This window comes from Gimesia algae (assembly GCF_007746795.1).
Classification (GTDB): domain Bacteria; phylum Planctomycetota; class Planctomycetia; order Planctomycetales; family Planctomycetaceae; genus Gimesia; species Gimesia algae.
Map to the genome: position 1 here is coordinate 7,556,460 of NZ_CP036343.1, position 17,383 is coordinate 7,573,842.

At 52.2% G+C, this 17,383-nt stretch carries 14 protein-coding genes; 11 read left to right on the forward strand and 3 right to left on the reverse strand.

From position 1 onward, the window contains the following. Positions 1–475: 475 nt before the first annotated feature. From Pan161_RS28670 to Pan161_RS28700, 7 genes are all read left to right on the forward strand, one after another. Positions 476–1,477 (forward strand): phosphatidylserine decarboxylase, encoded by a 1,002-nt coding sequence (locus Pan161_RS28670; protein ID WP_145232141.1) that lies wholly within the window; start codon positions 476–478, stop codon positions 1,475–1,477. Then, entirely contained in the window at positions 1,458–2,348 is an 891-nt protein-coding gene (pssA, locus tag Pan161_RS28675; RefSeq protein WP_145232142.1) for a CDP-diacylglycerol--serine O-phosphatidyltransferase, read from the forward strand. Before Pan161_RS28670 ends, pssA begins: the two co-directional genes overlap by 20 nt. A 54-nt stretch (positions 2,349–2,402) precedes the next feature. Further along, complete coding sequence (locus Pan161_RS28680; protein ID WP_145232143.1) at positions 2,403–3,020, forward strand: riboflavin synthase; 618 nt, start codon at positions 2,403–2,405, stop codon at positions 3,018–3,020. Then, positions 3,007–3,927 (forward strand): 16S rRNA (adenine(1518)-N(6)/adenine(1519)-N(6))-dimethyltransferase RsmA, encoded by a 921-nt coding sequence (rsmA, locus tag Pan161_RS28685; RefSeq protein ID WP_145232144.1) that lies wholly within the window; start codon positions 3,007–3,009, stop codon positions 3,925–3,927. Before Pan161_RS28680 ends, rsmA begins: the two co-directional genes overlap by 14 nt. Positions 3,928–4,039: 112 nt before the next feature. Next, positions 4,040–5,524 carry an IMP dehydrogenase gene (gene guaB, locus Pan161_RS28690; RefSeq protein WP_145232145.1) on the forward strand — a complete coding sequence of 495 codons (1,485 nt, stop codon included), beginning with the start codon at positions 4,040–4,042 and terminating at the stop codon, positions 5,522–5,524. Continuing rightward, positions 5,463–6,686, forward strand: a complete 1,224-nt coding sequence (locus tag Pan161_RS28695) for a hypothetical protein (RefSeq protein ID WP_145232146.1) — start codon at positions 5,463–5,465, stop codon at positions 6,684–6,686. Before guaB ends, Pan161_RS28695 begins: the two co-directional genes overlap by 62 nt. Before the next feature lie 146 nt (positions 6,687–6,832). After that, positions 6,833–7,237: a hypothetical protein gene (locus tag Pan161_RS28700; RefSeq protein ID WP_145232147.1), complete on the forward strand. Its 405-nt coding sequence runs from the start codon at positions 6,833–6,835 to the stop codon at positions 7,235–7,237. Between the two features lie 16 nt (positions 7,238–7,253). Here the strand turns inward: Pan161_RS28700 and Pan161_RS28705 are convergent, their stop codons facing one another. The 3 genes from Pan161_RS28705 to Pan161_RS28715 form a co-directional block, all read right to left on the reverse strand. Beyond that, positions 7,254–8,375 (reverse strand): glycosyltransferase family 4 protein, encoded by a 1,122-nt coding sequence (locus Pan161_RS28705; protein WP_145232148.1) that lies wholly within the window; start codon positions 8,373–8,375, stop codon positions 7,254–7,256. A gap of 3 nt (positions 8,376–8,378) precedes the next feature. Then, positions 8,379–9,353: a sugar phosphate isomerase/epimerase family protein gene (locus Pan161_RS28710; RefSeq protein ID WP_145232149.1), complete on the reverse strand. Its 975-nt coding sequence runs from the start codon at positions 9,351–9,353 to the stop codon at positions 8,379–8,381. A 70-nt stretch (positions 9,354–9,423) separates the two neighbouring features. Continuing rightward, complete coding sequence (locus tag Pan161_RS28715; RefSeq protein WP_145232150.1) at positions 9,424–10,920, reverse strand: hypothetical protein; 1,497 nt, start codon at positions 10,918–10,920, stop codon at positions 9,424–9,426. Positions 10,921–11,283: 363 nt separating this feature from the next. On the opposite strand from Pan161_RS28715, the gene Pan161_RS28720 reads away from it, so the two are divergent. From Pan161_RS28720 to Pan161_RS28735, 4 genes are all read left to right on the forward strand, one after another. Further along, positions 11,284–12,291 (forward strand): CNNM domain-containing protein, encoded by a 1,008-nt coding sequence (locus Pan161_RS28720; protein ID WP_197995576.1) that lies wholly within the window; start codon positions 11,284–11,286, stop codon positions 12,289–12,291. Between the two features lie 218 nt (positions 12,292–12,509). After that, positions 12,510–14,555, forward strand: coding sequence for a methionine--tRNA ligase (gene metG, locus Pan161_RS28725; RefSeq protein ID WP_145232152.1), 2,046 nt, complete (start codon positions 12,510–12,512; stop codon positions 14,553–14,555). Between the two features lie 529 nt (positions 14,556–15,084). Next, positions 15,085–15,606, forward strand: coding sequence for a type II secretion system protein (locus tag Pan161_RS28730; protein ID WP_145232153.1), 522 nt, complete (start codon positions 15,085–15,087; stop codon positions 15,604–15,606). A 235-nt stretch (positions 15,607–15,841) separates the two neighbouring features. Further along, on the forward strand, positions 15,842–17,353 hold the full coding sequence (locus Pan161_RS28735; RefSeq protein WP_145232154.1) for a sulfatase-like hydrolase/transferase: 1,512 nt from the start codon (positions 15,842–15,844) through the stop codon (positions 17,351–17,353). The last annotated feature ends 30 nt before the right edge of the window (positions 17,354–17,383 follow it).

The following is a 17,383-nucleotide window of genomic DNA, read 5'->3' on the forward strand; positions in this document are numbered from 1 at the left end:
AGGCTCTCAGAGAAGCATCTTTTTAGCAGAAACAGGGTTTAAGCTCAAATGACTGGGTTTAGATTGTATGAATCTTTCAGGGAGCCAATATGTACCTCTAACAAAGAGTCCGAGCAGGCCGCAACCAAGCTAAGGAGCCTGCTTAAACGACGAAACCCCTTAAATTGAAAAGCTTTCCGATCAATGTGTGTCTCTGAAAAAAGCTGTCAGACTGGACTGTTTTTTTCGATTCGGGGATTTGTAATCGAGTAATACGGATTATTCGCGGCGGGTGGGAATCCCGAATCTCGTCAGGCACTCTGATACTTGTTAGACTGTTCTATTCTGGTCTCAAGCTGAAATACAGCCTGCCGCCTTCATTCAAAACAACATTAAATTCTGACCCGTTCGAAACCGTTTTCCGATGAGTTCTACTTCACAACACAATCACCCACCCACATCTGAACCGTCCTATCCCCCCTTGAAGGTGGAAGACATGGACCCTCAGTTGACTACAATCCAGCCGGGTGGCGGGATCATTATCAATCTGGAGATGCTCTGGGGACGCTGGCGACGATTCTGGCTGAAGACATTTCGGCGGGGCTACGTGCAGCAGATGCAGAGCAAGCGTAAAGGCGATTTCAATCCCTGTCCGCATGATGTACTCGACCCGCGTGATCTGAAGTATCATGAAAATCAGGGCGGATATTACTGGGAAACAGCAGACGATCCTTTTGCTTATCGCAGTCGACTCCCTTTCGCGCGGGAAGGACTGGCGGAACTGATCGTGCTCTCCACCCTGTTCTTCGGCGGTGCGGCTTTGGCTGCAGGACTGCTGCTGTCCTTCCAGGCATCGGGCCTGGTCGCGATCTTCGGCTGGCTGCTGGCGTTTGTGCTGTTCCTGCTCGGCCTGGAAATCGTCTGGTTCTTCCGCAATCCGAATCGGAAGATTCCCGCTGGTGAAGGAGTGATTGTCTCACCCGCTGACGGAACCTTTGATACGATCGAAGAAATCGAACATCATGAATACATAGGCGGCCCGGCAATTGAAATCGGCATTTTCCTGTCGATCTTCAATGTGCACATCAACCGCATCCCGGTCGCGGGTAAGATTATCAAACTCGCTTACAAGCCGGGTAAATGTCTGAACGCGCTGCGACCGGAATCCACGCGTGAAAACGAACGTCTGGAAGTCTACCTGCAAATGCCGGCACCAACGAACCGGCCGATGCTGGTGCAGCAGATCACCGGTGCGATTGCCCGTCGCATTGTCTGCCGCATCAAGCCGGGCGATGAATTAGATAAGGGTCAGCAGTTTGGGATGATTAAACTGGGTTCACGGACGGTGATTGTATTTCCTAAGGAACCGGGCCTGGAAATCCTGACAAAACCGGGTGACAAGCTACAGGCAGGATCAACGATTCTGGCAAAATACACGGATGCTGCAGCGCAAGTGACAACAACGGGGGAGGCATCCAATGATGACAAAGAAGCGTAAACTGATCGCCGTGCTGCCGACACTGCTGACACTGGGAAATGCGGCCTGCGGATTTGGGGCGATCACCTACGCGGCAAAAGTCGGTCCGGAATATCTGGGACAGGCTGCCAATGGCGGTGGCCTGACCCGCATGCTGGGTTCTTCGCCTGGCCTGTATAATTCGTTTGAAAATCAGCATCTGTTTATCGCCGCGCTGTTGATCTTTATCGCGATGCTGTTCGATGCGCTGGACGGGAGCGCCGCCCGCTGGGCCAATCAGACCAGTGAATTTGGTGCCCAGCTCGACAGCCTGTGTGACGCGATCAGCTTTGGAGTCGCGCCCGCATTTCTGATGCTGCAAATGGTGCAGTTTCGCACGAATTATCATCCCCGTTTATTATGGGTCATTGCGCTGCTGTTTGCCGTCTGTACGATCCTGAGACTGGCCCGCTTTAATGTGGAAACAGAAGAAGAAGACACGCACGAGGGATTCAGCGGACTCCCCTCTCCCGCGGCTGCAGGGGTTGTGGCTTCTTTTCTCATCGCCATGCGGGGAGTCTATAAACTGGCAGAGACGGAACACGATACACTGGCAAAGTCGATGGCTGACTGGCTGATTCCCGCGGTCGCCTGGTCGCTGCCCTGGATCACCCTGGCCGTCGCGGCGTTAATGGTCTCGCGAATTCGTTATGCGCATGTTTTTAATCAACTGTTCAGAGGTCAGCGCAGCCGACGGCATGTCCTGCAACTGGTATTTTCGATCGCGTTGGTCTTTCTGGTTCAGGAGTTAGCCATCCCCGTCCTGTTCTGTTATTTCGCGTTTTCGTCTCCAATTCGTGCTTTTTGGGAAGAAGTTGTCTCTGGACGACTATACAAATCGAAACAAATTTGAGAAACTGGAACGTTTAACTCCCCCTTTAGTCGAACCTTGAAGGTACTGTCGCCGATGTTTACGGGACTGGTCGAGGGTCGAGGTACCGTTCATCTACTGGAGAAGAACGGCTCCGCCATCGATTTAACGCTTGCGATTCCGGAATGGATTACGAATGATGCCCACCTGGGAGACAGTGTGGCTATCAACGGATGCTGCCTGACGGTCGTTGAAATCGAAGTCGGCTTCCTGAAATTTCAGGCAGGTGCGGAAACCCTTGCCAAAACCAATCTGGGCCTGTTGTCTCCAGACGATCAGGTCAATCTGGAACGCCCCCTGGCAGCCAACGGTCGTCTGGGTGGGCATTTTGTCCAGGGTCACGTAGATGGTGTGGGTACGATCAAATCGATCGACAGGGATGGGGAGTGGATCACCATGTGGTTCGATGTACCGGAAGCATTAGCTCTGCAGATGGTCGCGAAAGGATCGGTCACGATTGACGGGATCAGCCTGACGATTGTGGAAAGCCAGCCGGCGTCATTCAGTATCGCTTTGATACCGCATACGCTGGGAGTGACCACCCTGGGCCAGAAACAGGTGGGCAGCGTTGTGAATATCGAAACGGACATCCTCGGGAAGTATGTACAGAAACTGATTCCCATAACATCAGATGGTTTCAATGAAAGAAGATGAAAGGCAGACTCGATCTTATTTAATGCAGCTCTTCGAGCGGCATGGCTTTAACCCGCGCTCTGATCTGGGCCAGAACTTTCTGATCGATCTGAATATCATCGAATACGTCGTTGAACATGGTCATATCCAGCCCAACGATATTGTCCTTGAAGTCGGCACCGGCACGGGAGGCATGACCACCTTCATGGCGCAACAGGCAGCGCATGTGATCACGGTGGAATACGACCGCAACATGCACACCCTGGCGCAGGAAGCGACTCAGAAATACGACAATATCACGCTGCTGAACTGTGATGCGTTAAAAAATAAAAACCATATGTCCCCGATCGTACTCGATGAAATTGCCGCTCAGTTGGAAGCGCATCCGGGCAGTCAGCTCAAGCTGGTGGCGAACCTGCCTTACAATGTGGCAACGCCGATCATCTCGAATATCGTGGCCTCCGATCTGCCCTGGAATCGCATGGTCGTGACGATTCAGTACGAACTCGGGTTGAAGATGGCCTGTAAGCCATCGTCGTCCAATTACGGTGCCCTGTCGGTCTGGTTACAGTCACAGTGTTTTGTGAAGCTGTTGAAGAAACTGGGGCCGACGGTCTTCTGGCCGCGTCCCGGAGTCGATTCGGCCATCGTCCAGCTCACACCCAACCCGCCCCTCAAACAGAAGATTGGCGACCGGGTCTTCTTTCAGGACTTTCTCCGCAGAGTTTTTCAACATCGCCGTAAACTGATGCGAAGTACCCTGGTCGGGATGTACAGCAAACAGCTACCCAAAGCGGACGTCGATTCGATACTACTGACGCATGGGATTGATAAAGAAAAAGTACGGGCCGAAGAGCTGAATATTCTTGAATTGATCGAACTGGCCAACTCGTTTCAGGAACAGATCGCACAGCAGGCAAACGGGTAAAAAAATTGCCTGCCTGTCAGGCAGTGTCTAAAATGCGTTCATCAAAATCACTTTGAAATAAATCACACATCAACAGCAAAAACATTCAAGCGTCGTGTTAAGGAGAGGAACAATGGAAGATCGCATTATCTGTCAGGGAATTACGTTTGATGACGTCTTACTGCAACCCGCATTCAGTGAAGTAATGCCATCGGAAGTCAGTGTAGCCACACAGCTTACCAGAAATATTCCTCTGAATCTTCCGATCATCAGCAGTCCCATGGACACAGTCACCGAAAGTGACATGGCGATTGGTATGGCCCAGGAGGGGGGCATCGGCATTATTCACAAAAACATGACGGCCGATCAGCAGGCAATGCTCGTCGATGTTGTGAAGCGAAGTGAACATGGGGTCATTGTCGATCCTGTCACCCTGCCACCGGAAGCCACGGTCGCCGAAGCTGCCGAAATCATGAAACGCAGGAACATCGGCGGTGTCCCAGTCACGAAAAATGGGAAACTTGTAGGAATTTTAACGAGTCGGGACCTGAGATTTTTAGACACGCCTGACAAGTCTATTTCCGAGGTTATGACGAAAGATAAGCTTGTAACGGCTAAAGAAGATACAACGCTTGAAGCGGCTCAGCGGATATTATTGGAAAATAAGGTCGAGAAACTTCTGCTGGTTGACGAAAATTATCAACTGAAGGGGCTTATTACAATTAAGGACATCGACAAGACGATGCAGTTCCCTCTGGCCTCCAAAGATTCACGAGGTCGGCTGCGAGTGGGAGCTGCCGTTGGTGTACACGATTATGAACGAGCTGCTTTACTGATTGAAAAAGGGGTTGATCTCCTGGTTGTTGACAGTGCACATGGCCATTCGGGCAATGTGATCCAGACCGTGAGAGAAATCAAAAATCGATGGGACATCGATGTGGTTGCCGGTAATGTGGCGACAGAACAGGGTGCCCGTGACCTGGCAGATGCTGGCGCAGACGCCGTCAAGGTCGGCATTGGTCCTGGTTCAATCTGTACGACACGAATTATTTCCGGCGTCGGTGTGCCTCAATTAACGGCCATTTCCAATGCTGCCAAGGCATTGAAAGGGTCGGGAGTTCCGGTCATCGCGGATGGAGGCATTCGTTACAGTGGAGATATTGCCAAGGCACTGGCAGCGGGTGCTCATACGGTGATGTTGGGAGGTTTGCTCGCAGGTCTGGATGAGAGTCCAGGCGAATTGATTCTATATCAGGGACGCAGTTTCAAGCGTTATCGTGGCATGGGATCAATGGGAGCGATGGTTAAAGGTAGTAGCGAACGCTACCGACAAAGTTCAGTTAATCAAGATGGAAAGGACACTGCTAAAAAACTCGTTCCGGAAGGAGTGGAAGGTCGCGTGCCTTATAAAGGCCCGCTGCAGAATCTGCTCTATCAGCTTGTAGGAGGACTACGGGCCGGCATGGGTTATCTGGGTGTCCAGTCTATCGCGGAAATGCGTACCGAAGCCAGATTCATTCAGGTCTCAGCAGCAACGGTCAGGGAGAACCATCCGCATGATATTGCAGTTACTCAAGAAGCACCAAATTACACAGCCGAACATTCGCCCATGGAATAGTCGCCGCCTGCGGTGGCTGTTGACCGTGGCGATCGCGCTGGGATCAAGCCCCTACTCATTTGCTGGTGAGCCTGCGACATCCATCGATCCGTTTCTTTCTCAGTCCCATTCGACAGCACAAACCTGGGAAGAACTCAAAAGCCGCTCTCCCGAACAACGCTGGGAATCGCTGGCGAAAGAGACCAAACGCGATCTGAAAAAACAGGAACGCAAAGAACGGCGCGAACAACGCAAGATAGGCAGAAGCAATGAAGAACTGGAACTGGTTCCAGTGTTCCGCCAGATTCCCGACGACATGCCGGAAACACCGGCTGCCACAGATACATTCAACACCGCTCCAGCTGTGTCCAGTGGAACCGGTTTAAGCACACCGGTGAGTCCACCAGTCATACCCGGAGTGGAACCTTATAAAACGATAGGCCTGGAACAGAATCCGACTCTACCAGCCACAACGGCAAAAAATCTGGAATTCAAAGGGCCGGCGCCCGTCAGTCAGCCCCAGCAGATTGTACCGGTCTTCCCGGATACGGTGACCGCTGGTTCGGCTTACATCAATTCTCAAAATACGTACGAACCCGCTGATCCCGTGCCGGGACTGGATCCCAATTCTCCGGATTTCCTGGAAGATGAAACACCACATATGTTAAAGAAGATTGCCGGTATCAATCCGTTCTTCAACTATGAACCCGATCCGGAAATTGCCAAAAACGAACCCTGTCGCAACCTGTGCCCGCGACCGGATGGCAAACCCTGTAAAACTTCCGATGAACAGGGGGAACACATCCTGGCCTGTCCCCGTGAATTTCAGTTGAGCCACGAACCGTATTCGGGTCGAAATTTCAAGGAAAGTATCTATACCTGGGAAGCTTCTGATCTGAACTACAACCCACTCTACTTCGAAGATCCGAATCTGGAACGCTATGGTTACTCACGCCGTGATCTGGTACAGCCATTTGTCTCCATCGGTCGGTTCACCGGTCAGTTGCTCGCGTTGCCTTACCAGATGAGCATCGACCCCGTGAAGAAAAAAGTGTATCCACTGGGATTCTATCGTCCGGGTGAACCCAACATTCCCAAACGCATCAACGGGGTCCCCTGGAACACCAAAGCAGCTCTTACAGAAGGACTTACAGCGACCGGCCTGATCTTCCTGCTACCTTGATGATTCTGACCGGAATCATTCTGCAGCAGTGGTTGCTGAACGACGATCAATTCGATACTCTCTAAACACACCTTGGTCAATCAGATCAGGGTGTGTTTTTGTTATTTCCCACTGATCCTGAGCTTTTGAGAGTGAACTTCAGCACCATGTCTCGCGATTCTGTCAACAATGTTTCTTCTGCTTCCCGCGATCTAGCCAACGATATTATCCAGCGTGTGGCCAAGTTAGTCAGCGAAGCAGAAGCGGAAACCAAACCGCTGGAACTGGATCCTTATCGTGGGCAGTTATTTGAATTATTTGTGATGGCGGATGCCGCCGGCTTTGTTTCGGAAGAAGCTGAGATTGATCTGACCGCTGATAATCTCTGTCGAGAGCTGGCCAGTCACTGGGGTCTGGCGTCCGCAACCCAGAGTGCAGTGGAATCCCAGGCCAAACTGCCCCCCGAACAACTCAGCAAAATGCGAATCCTCTGGTCAGTATTACGACTATGGATGGAATGGGATTACGCCTGGAAGCGCTGGGAGGAATTCCATCCCAATGACCGCTCCTGAAATCGGTCTTTCAATCTCAGCCGATCAATTCCTGCCAGAAGGCTGTCAAACGCTCTCCCGCCTGCGCGCTGGTGAACTGTTCCCATGCCCGCAGCCGCGCTGCCTGCGCCAGATTCAGACTGAGACCGGGTTCATTTACCATCCGAGACATTGCTTCAGCTAACGCATCTGCATTACCGGGGGGCACCAGCAATGCAGAGATTTCGTGTGTCACGATTTCTTCCGTCCCCCCCACGTCTGTCGCGACGATCGGCAATCCGCTGGCAATCGCTTCCAGCAGCACTCGCCCGAGGGGTTCCTGTTTCGCGGGATGCACGAGCAGATCAGCTTCATTCATGAGGTACTTGATATCCTCGCGGTACCCGAGTCGATGCAGCCGACCTTTCAAACCAGGCCGCCCAAAAGCAACGTTGAGTGCCAGATCAAAGTCGATGCTTTCCTGCTTCTGTGAATGACGCTCACCCACCAGCAGAAAATGCGTCCGTTGATCACCCCGTTCTGCCAGCAGTCGGGCCGCTTCCGCCAGCACATCCTGTCCTTTTCGCAAACCAATTTGACCGATTGTCAGACAGAGTTTTGTCTCTGGTTGCAGCCCCAGTTCCTGTTTCAAAGCCCCCGTTGCCGGTCGTGGCTGAAAGCGTTCGACATCGACGCCGTTATAGCAGACGGTGACCCGTTCCGAATCAAGTCCCCGACTGATGTGAAAATCACGCGTTGCCACTGAGACTGCCGCCAGTCTCTGGTTCTGGTTCAAGTCGTGAATCGCGGCGCGACTGAGTTTGATGATATCCCGCAGGTGCCCCGAACAGGGAACCGGAATCTGATCGACGAGTGCCCCTGTCAGCCGCGACATTGAGAGACTGTTGGCATGCAGCAGATCAAAATCACGAGATGTCATGACCGGAATGATCTGTTCCGCGATGGCATCCCGCGACAGTCGCTGGCCCAGATCATCGTGAAACAAAACGGGATGACATTCGATACCCGTCTGTTCCAGCGCAGACTGCAGCAGACTTTCGGGAGGACAGAAAGCGGTGAAGGTGAAGGATTTCCCATGCAGACGTGAGAGTACCGCCAGCATTGAGTGTTCGCCTCCATTCAACGAGCCGAACTCAAACAGAAGGGCAATATGTTTCACGAATCAGTCCGCTTTGCCCGGTTGATCGAGTCTGGCCTCGAGCACGGCTGCTTTAGTTTTTTGCAGTCCGGTCTTCGCGACTTCCAGTGGATCCTGCTGCCAGTAATCGCGGTTGAACAGTTCCAGCGATAACGTTCCGCGGAAACCGGCCCGATGAATCATCCGAAAAATGTCAGTCAGTGGTGCGACGCCATCGCCGGGATAAACGCGATGGGAATCGTTAATGGTCTCACGCGGTGGATCGGCGGGATAGTCATTCACATGAAAGACCTGGATGGCAGAACCACTGAGCAGACCGAGGCCCGCGAAGTCGGAGCCCCCTTTATAGATATGATAGACATCGGGCAGCAGACACGCTTGGGGATGTCCGCTCTCGATGGCGACGAACATCGACTCTCCCAGTCGCGAAAGAGAACTGGAGAAGCCCCAGACTTCGACCTGCGGAATGACATCCATCTGGTCTCCCAGTTCCAGTAACGCGCGATACCGTTTTGCGGCTGCGAACAGATTTAAATCGGTCTGTTTGGTGGCGCCGGTGGGAGGGGCTGCCATGCGGATGCCGCCAATCTGGCGGAGGGTGTCCATATCCCGCTTCGCGACTTCCAGTCCCTCATTTCGTGTGGCTTCATCGTCGACGATCCACTGGGCAAAGCCGATTGCGCTTTCGACGGTCAGACCTGCATCGTCAATGCGTTTCTTGAGGTCTGACAGCGAACCACCGGTTTTCACATATTCGTCGATGTCGCGCAGCCAGGGTTCAATCGAATCGTAGCCTGCTTTGGAAGTCAGGTCGACCTGTTCGACAATTCCCAGCTTCTGACCACGAATGGTGCTGGTGTTGAAGCAGTAGCCGAAGGGTTCCGCAGCAGTGCGCGTGCGGTTCGTACCCGCTGTTGCTGTGGAGGGTACAGCGATCCCAGCTGCCAGGAGACCGCCGGCGGCCGCCAGCATTTCGCGTCGGTTGAGGTTGGTTTGCATTCGGGTGGTTCCGGTGGGCTGTTTAAGCGGGTTGGTTATTCTTTAAAGCTACCGGATGCGCAGACCATTTTCAACCTGTTCCCATGCCCCGATCAAACGCTTCCAGGTCCCGCTGGAACAGGCTGAGCACTTTCTGCTGCGTTTCCCGGTTGATTTTCCAATTGGGATTATCCACGGTATAGCGATTACAGTGATCCACAATCAGCCGATACAGAAATTTGAATAAATGTCGGGGCACGCGCAACTGGGCAAACTGTCCAATCAGTTCCTGTTCGGAGATTGAATCATCGAACAGATCTTTAATAGACAGATTGGAGCCGGGTTCGATGGCACAGGCCCGCACGCGATCGCAGGCAACGTCGTACAGCGACTCACCGGTCCAGTCCAGTGATGTGACCAAATTCTGCTTATCCAGTCGCGAACGTTCGTAGAATTCTTTTTCTTCGCGCTGCAGATAGTACACCACATCAGAAGGGAGCAACAGCTTGAAAGCGATGCCGGGATGTTTGAGCAGTTTGTTATCGAACATTGGCCAGAGCAGATCCCGCATGCGTTCCGCCGAGCCGTTGACCAGATGAGGTTCATCGACCCGGTCGACCAGAATCACAATATTTGTGAATCCCATTTTTTTGAGGATGGTTTGAAATTTGGTGAGCAGTTCGTACCGGTCATCGCTGCGGTCCCGATAGGGGATCGGCTGACCGGCGAGTTCCCGCCGTTCGATGCGCGAAAGAATTTTTCGCAGTGCGTTAGGCAGATGATCGAAGACGCGCACTTCGCGCGTCACGCGCCAGGCCTTCCAGAGCAGTGTGGTCTGTCGCCACAACCAGGGTGCCCAGCCGACAAACATGATCAGCCAGATCCACCACTTGCTGAAATCTTTCCAGTTCCCCAGATAGAACACCAGGCCGACTGTCACGGCGGTGACCAGAAAACCCAGGGCTCGTTCCCATTCGGTTTTCCAGGAGGAGAATTTCAATTTTTTCCGCAGTCGATTCCAGCGTTGAACGGCTGGCATGTCGAGGCTGTTATCATAGAATGCCGCCAGCAGCAGCAGGTCCCGTTTTTCCAGGTGCGTCAGATTCGCCACCTGTGCTTTGGAAACGGATTTGATGTTGTTATCAGCAGATTCGTCTGGCTCAATCATCTCACCGATTAATTGGGTCACGCCGAGCGACAGAATCGCATCCATATGATCCCATAACCGCCAGTGTGAAAGCAGACGCTCGGGACGGCGATTGCGTCCTGAATAGCGTTCGCGGAAGCAGTCCAGGAAGGGATTGAAATCGTCATATTCAATCACCAGCACGCGATTCTCGGGATGGTTGGCATTATGCTTCTGCAGTTGCTCAATCATCTGCATGCGGATGGCGGTCTTACCCGCCCCTTTTTCGCCAAATACGACCGACGTGGACGGGTTGGTCGGATTGGAAAATATTTTGTCCCAGACCGGATGATGCGTTCCGTTGAGACAGAATTCCTTGAAGACATGATCGCTTTGCGCGTCTTCCTGCCCGAAAGGATTCTCTTTAATTCCGTGATGCTCCAGAAACTGCTGAACTTTCATAGATTTCTACTTATTTAAACAGAACCAGATTAACTCTTTATAATGTAGCCACTTAAGGCAGTTTCACGACTGCCACCTGACTTCAAAATCCTTCCAGAATCGGAGCGGCAGGCGTTCTGGCTGAATTTATGTCAAAATGAGAAGTCTAGGTAATCGTGTTGTTACTAAAACATAGGTCATCATTTGCAAAAATGGTAGTCACTGCATTCTGAGAGCGGGAAAATAGTATCTGATTTTCAGGACGGTTCCTTAGAGCACCTCTTGCAAGTTGCGTCTGGTTTCAAGAGAATTCATGCCGGTCGGAGAGTGCCTCCGTCGTCAAAGCGTTCCTGTTTCAATTTCTACTGAAGGTTGTACTCTACGTTGAACTGGCTTCCTCTTCTTGGTGCAGTGGCTTTGTTTGCCATTGGCTTGCGTCTGTCGGCTTTGTTCAGTGGATCAGAAACCGGCTTTTATCGTGTTAGTTTTCTGCGGTTGAACATCGACGCGAACGACGGGGATCCCATCGCCAAGCGTCTCTGCTGGTATGCACAAAACCCGAGCTATTTCGTCGCGACGACTTTGATCGGGAATAATCTGGCCAATGATCTGACGACGATTGCCATTTCGATTGGAATCGCAGAGGTCTTTCAGCAGTCGGGTGGCTCAGCCGAGATCGTCACTACGATCCTCTTCACGCCGATCATCTTTATCTTTGGTGAAATGGTTCCCAAAAATCTATACTACCGTTCGCCTTCGATGTTACTGAAACGCTACAGTCACTGGTTCGATTTCTTTTATCGCGCGTTCTGGCTGATCAGCACCCCGCTGGTCGTGATCACACGGTACCTGGAACGCTTTTCGCCTGATCGCAGTAAGCCGGCACAACTGGTTCTGGGGCGACAACGCCTGGTGAAGGTGCTGGAAGAAGGTCACCTGGAAGGCCTGTTGAGTAATTCACAGAAACACCTGGTACGCGGCATGTTCAATACCGCCGCCCAGTCCGTGAAGAAACTACTGATCCCACAGAATGAAATAACCGGAGTGACTCGTACGACAGACGCAGCGGAAATCATTGAATTAGCGCAGCGGAACCAGCTCTCGTTCATTCCGATTCGCGCCCGGGGCAACTCCAGTGAGTGGACTTCGTACCTTAAACTGGTCGATTTGATCACCTCACCTGCACCGATTATTCCAGCCGTATATAACATGCCACGCCTGCAGTCTGATTTCAGTATGCTGGAATCTCTCTATATATTGAGAAACTCCTCTTCGGCCTATGGAGCGATCTTCGAAAACGACAAGCAGCTGGGGATCGTCAGTCAGCTGGATCTGGTGAAAGCCCTGTGTTCTTCAAATGGCCCGCTGATGATGACCCGCACGGCCCTCTAATCGGCTGATTTTCACTGTTTTTGGCTGGATTGCGAGATCAGGCCGTGGGACGTACAATCAACGCCCGTTGAGATACCTAAGCTCAAACGGTCACGAAATTTGTATCCGCGGACGTTCACAGGCAAGCGATGTGAGAGAACCCTGCCGCATTTTCCGTGTCTGAATAGAAGTATATTTATTAATCTGCCTGACCAGAATTTACCTTTTTCGGAATTATTATGACCCAACGTCGCATCTTAGTCACCGCGGCCCTGCCTTATGCCAACGGTGACATTCACATCGGCCATCTCGTGGAATACATCCAGACTGATATCTGGGTGCGATTCCAGAAACTGCGCGGCCACGCCTGCCGCTTCTTCTGTGCTGACGATACGCATGGAACAGCGATTATGATCCGCGCCCGCCAGGAAGGCCGATCGGAAGAAGCGCTGATCGCTGATGTCCAGCAAAAACACATTACTGACTTCGCCGGTTTCAATATTGAATTCGATAATTACGGCAGCACCAACAGCGAACAGAATCGCAAACTGTGTTATGAAATCTGGGAAGCGTTACGGGCCGCCGGACTGGTCGTTGAGAAAGAAGTGACTCAGCTGTTCGACGTGCAGGAAAATACGTTTCTGGCCGATCGCTTTGTAAAAGGGACCTGTCCCAAATGTAAAGCCCCCGATCAGTACGGCGACAACTGCGATAAATGCGGGAGCACCTACACGCCCGCCGACCTGACTGATCCGATCAGTACGCTGTCGAATACCACGCCTGAATTGCGTACCGCCAGCCATCTGTTTGTCCGCATTGAAGATCTGCACGGCTTCCTCGATGAATGGACACAGTCGGGCGAACATCTGCAGTCCGAAGTCGCCAACTATCTGAAAGGGCACTTCCTGGGTGACCCGCTGCGCGACTGGGATATCTCCCGCCCCGCGCCTTACTTCGGATTTGAAATTCCGGACAGTCCCGGTAACTACTGGTATGTCTGGTTTGACGCCCCCATCGGTTATATCGCTTCGACTTTGGAATGGTGTGAAAAGCACGGCGAAGACTTCGACCAGTGGTGGAAGAACCCCGAAACCGAAGTGCATCACTTCATCGGCAAAGACATCACCTATTTTCATACGTTGTTCTGGCCCGCGATGCTGAAGACAGCGGGTTTCAACCTGCCCGAGAAGGTCCATATTCACGGCTTCCTGACCGTGGATGGCGAAAAAATGTCCAAATCCAAAGGGACATTCGTCAAAGCGGCGACCTATCTGAACCACCTCGACCCGGCCTGCCTGCGTTACTATTACGCGTCCAAACTGGGATCGAGACTGGACGACCTGGACCTGAACCTGGATGAATTCATTCAGAAAGTGAATTCCGACCTGGTCGGCAAGGTGGTCAATCTGGCCAGCCGCTCGGCGAAGTTCGTCGCGAATACGGGTCTGTCTGCTGCTTATCCGGAGGACGGCGGTCTGTTCGCGCACGCCGCCAGCCGCAGCGATGCGATTGCCGCCGCTTACGAAGTCTGCGATTACAACGGCGCGATGCGAGAAATTCTCGCGCTGGCGGATCGGGCCAATAAGTATGTCGAAGATCAGAAGCCGTGGGAACTCCGCAAGGAGGAAAGCCGCCAGGCAGAGCTACAGAATATCTGTACGATCTCGTTAAATCTGTTTCGGCAGATTGTAATCTACCTGACCCCGGTGCTGCCGCAGCTCTCGCAGCAAACCGGAGAACTGTTGAACGATCCGATTGTGAACTGGGATCAGGCACAGACGCCCCTCGCGGGAACGGCCGTCAATAAATTCCAGCATATGTTTAAACGAATAGAAGAAAAACAGGTACAAGCCATGACTGAAGAAGCAAGAGAAGATGTTGCCGCTGCTGAAAGTGAAGCAGCAGCCTCACAGTGGAACGACAGCGGAACAGCCCTTGAGCAGGAGCCGATGTCGGAAGAATGCACGATTGATGACTTCGTCAAAGTCGATCTGCGTGTTGCCCGGATTGTGGATGCGAACTCGGTTCCCGAAGCGGATAAGCTGCTGCAGCTGACACTGAGTCTGGGAGGCGATGAACGCCGCAATGTGTTTGCCGGCATCAAGAGCGCGTATAACCCGGAAGATCTGGTCGGCCGACTGGTGATCTGCTGTGCGAATCTCAAGCCCCGCAAAATGCGGTTTGGCACGAGTGAAGGCATGGTGCTGGCCTCCGGACCGGGCGGGAAGGACGTCTTTCTGCTCTCCCCGGACGAAGGAGCGGTGCCCGGTCAACGCGTGCATTAACAGTGAAAACTTCCTCTATCTAACGATCAAAAAGCCACCAGGGTTCATTCTGGTGGCTTTTTGCATTGATTCAATCACTTTCTGGAGGGAACCTGACCCCCGCATAACCGACCCACCCCTTAAGATTGATCTTACCAGTCTAATCGATGATCATAACGCGTCGACGTAATTGATTGAAATGATCCACTCTTGATCAGTGATTTCACCGCATTTTGGACAAGGTTTTGCCCGCAAATCAACACAACCATTGCAACCCTCACAAAGCACGTCGTCAGGCGTTTATTCTTCTGAAATTCAATTGACTCGCTTGATAAAAAACATAAGTTTTGGGTGGCCACTCAGTCGGTGTCCCCTCTGATCGGGCCAATGACAGAGGATCTGATACGATAGTTAGTTTTTATTCCAGCACAAATCTGATCCTGTAACAAACTGAGGTTACCTGTTCCAGCGCGAACTCAATGAGGAACACCTCGAATCATTTAAATCAACACGAAGTGAATCGCACATTCGTAAATCTCGGAGAAGGACAATGACTAAAGCAACACTACAGCAGAATCGACGGGCTGGTTTTACGCTCGTTGAAGTTATGATCGTGGTCGTAATTCTTGGAATTCTGGCTGCAACCGTTTTACCACAGTTTATTTCAACTAACGATGATGCCAAAGAATCAGTACTCGTTCAGGACCTGCAGACTCTGCGAAGCCAGATTCAGGTTTATAAATTCCAGCATGATGGAAAATATCCTGCAGACGGTTCGACCGATACGGATGATTTCCGTGATTCATTGTTGCTTTCCAGCGATAAAGATGGAACCACCGGTGCCGTTGGAACGAAACCACTGGGTCCCTACCTGATTGGTAGTGTGCCTCCCAACCCATTCACTGGTGGTCGTGGCATCATGATTGTCACCGATGTTGCTGCTACAACTCCAGATGAATCCGCCAAAGATGGAACAGAAACTGTTGGCTGGATCTACAATCCTGCAACAGGTCTGATCAAAGGTAACAACTCAGGCAACGCCGCTGACGGCAGAGCCCTCGACACTCTATAATCTTCCGCCTCAGCCTGGCCTCAAAATCTGGCTGAGGGCTTGAATTTAAAATTGTAAACCTGATTCAGCCCCTTGCATGAGCTTTGTGCAAGGGGCTGTTTTTATGTAATTGAAGGCGTAGTGTTGCTTTTCTGATGACTTTGCTTTTAAGTATTCAATAAGAGCAAATCTCAACCGCTGTCGTTCTGCTACACAAAAAAAGTGGCAGATGATAGATTCAGAAAGGCAAACGACCATGCGAAGCTTCCCTCTTGCGCTGGCTTTACTGACCAGTCTCTTTCTTACGAACGGGTTCACAGCAGCGGCTCAGACGGCTGCATCAACGTCTCTCGCGCGACCCAACATCATCGTGGTGCTCTGCGATGACCTGGGCTACGGCGACCTGGCCTGCTACGGTCATACAGTCATTCAAAGCCCGAATATCGATCGCTTTGCGAAAGATGGACTGAAACTGACCAGCTGTTATGCCGCACATCCCAACTGTTCCCCATCGCGAACCGGACTGATGACCGGCCGCACTCCGTTCCGCGTGGGCGTTTATAACTGGATTCCCATGCTCTCGCCCATGCATGTCCGCAAACGGGAAATTACCATCGCGACTTTACTGCGCCAGGCCGGTTACGCGACCTGCCACGTCGGCAAATGGCATCTCAATGGGATGTTCAACATGGTGGGACAGCCACAGCCTTCCGATCACGGATTCGATCACTGGTTCTCCACACAGAACAACGCCCTGCCCACACACGAGAACCCGTTTAACTTCGTGCGCAACGCCAAACCAGTTGGCCCGCTGCAAGGTTACGCGTCGCAACTGGTGGCTGACGAAGCAGAGCAGTGGCTGACAAAACTGCGTGATAAAGAAAAGCCATTCTTCATGTTTGTCTGTTTTCATGAGCCCCACGAACCAATCGCCAGTGCTGAGCGTTTTCGTAAGCTGTATACCGCGCCCGAAGGTTCCACCCTGCCCGCGCATCACGGCAATGTCACGCAGATGGACGATGCCTTTGGTCGCATTCTGAAAACACTGGAGGACCAGAGGTTGCGGGAAAACACACTGATCATCTTCACCAGCGACAACGGACCGGCCATCACCAGACGGCATCCCCATGGTTCTGCAGGCCCACTGCGGGATAAAAAAGGGGCAACGTACGAAGGGGGAATTCGTGTGCCCGGCATCATTCAGTGGCCCGATCATGTCCAACCGGGAACGACCAGTGATGTTCCCGTATGCGGTGTCGATATCCTGCCGACCCTGTGTGCAGTAGCGGACATCCCGGCACCGGCTGATCGCGTGCTGGATGGAACCAACATTCTTCCACTGCTGGAAGGCAAACCGATCCAGCGGGAAAAGCCGCTCTACTGGCAGTTCAACCGTGCCAAAAACGATGCCAAAGTCGCGATCCGTGATGGTGAATGGAAACTGCTGGCGAAGCTAAATGTCCCCAGCCCCAAACCATCCGGCGGAATCACAGCGGAAGAAATCGACGCCGTCAAAAATGCGAAGCTGGAAGGGTTCGAACTGTATCACATCCAGAGTGATATCGCTGAGACCACCGACCGTGCCGAAAGCGAACCGGAAATCCTGGAAAAAATGAAACAGCAGATGCAGGAGATTTTTGCAGAAGTCCAGGCGGAAGCGCCCCGCTGGCCTGAGTGGGAATTTGCCCGCTACGAAGGGAAAATCCTCTCCGAATATTACCGCAAACAGGAAGCAGCAGAGAAACAGAAAAAGAAGAAGCAGCCTTAATCACAATTGAGACTGTTCTGTTACCGGATA